Below are 1,146 nucleotides of genomic sequence, written 5' to 3'. Positions count from 1 at the left end.
CTGCTCTTTAACAATTTATCAGACAATCTGTGTGGGCACTCGAAGATACGGATTCTTGACGTCCTCGGACGAAAAATGAATACCAAGTCTCAAGAGTGAACACGTAATTCATTACGAAGTTTAATTCTTTGAGCATCAAACTTTTAAATTGAAGAGTTTGATCATGGCTCAGATTGAACGCTGGCGGCAGGCCTAACACATGCAAGTCGAACGGTAACAGGAAGCAGCTTGCTGCTTCGCTGACGAGTGGCGGACGGGTGAGTAATGTCTGGGAAACTGCCTGATGGAGGGGGATAACTACTGGAAACGGTGGCTAATACCGCATAACGTCGCAAGACCAAAGAGGGGGACCTTCGGGCCTCTTGCCATCAGATGTGCCCAGATGGGATTAGCTTGTTGGTGAGGTAACGGCTCACCAAGGCGACGATCCCTAGCTGGTCTGAGAGGATGACCAGCCACACTGGAACTGAGACACGGTCCAGACTCCTACGGGAGGCAGCAGTGGGGAATATTGCACAATGGGCGCAAGCCTGATGCAGCCATGCCGCGTGTATGAAGAAGGCCTTCGGGTTGTAAAGTACTTTCAGCGGGGAGGAAGGTGTTGTGGTTAATAACCGCAGCAATTGACGTTACCCGCAGAAGAAGCACCGGCTAACTCCGTGCCAGCAGCCGCGGTAATACGGAGGGTGCAAGCGTTAATCGGAATTACTGGGCGTAAAGCGCACGCAGGCGGTCTGTCAAGTCGGATGTGAAATCCCCGGGCTCAACCTGGGAACTGCATTCGAAACTGGCAGGCTTGAGTCTTGTAGAGGGGGGTAGAATTCCAGGTGTAGCGGTGAAATGCGTAGAGATCTGGAGGAATACCGGTGGCGAAGGCGGCCCCCTGGACAAAGACTGACGCTCAGGTGCGAAAGCGTGGGGAGCAAACAGGATTAGATACCCTGGTAGTCCACGCCGTAAACGATGTCTACTTGGAGGTTGTGCCCTTGAGGCGTGGCTTCCGGAGCTAACGCGTTAAGTAGACCGCCTGGGGAGTACGGCCGCAAGGTTAAAACTCAAATGAATTGACGGGGGCCCGCACAAGCGGTGGAGCATGTGGTTTAATTCGATGCAACGCGAAGAACCTTACCTGGTCTTGACATCCAC

The 1,146-nt window shown here is 53.0% G+C and carries 1 rRNA gene; it reads left to right on the top strand.

Features of this window, described 5'->3' with window-relative positions:
• Positions 1-145 precede the first annotated feature (145 nt).
• A 16S ribosomal RNA gene (locus tag ACLJNW_RS22965) occupies positions 146-1,146 on the top strand; the annotation flags it as partial.

It is taken from the genome of Salmonella sp. SAL4457 (assembly GCF_046548235.1).
In the GTDB taxonomy this organism is placed as follows: Bacteria; Pseudomonadota; Gammaproteobacteria; order Enterobacterales; family Enterobacteriaceae; genus Salmonella; species Salmonella enterica.
Note: the sequence above shows the minus strand (reverse complement) of the source record. Positions and strands in the feature narration are given on the sequence as shown.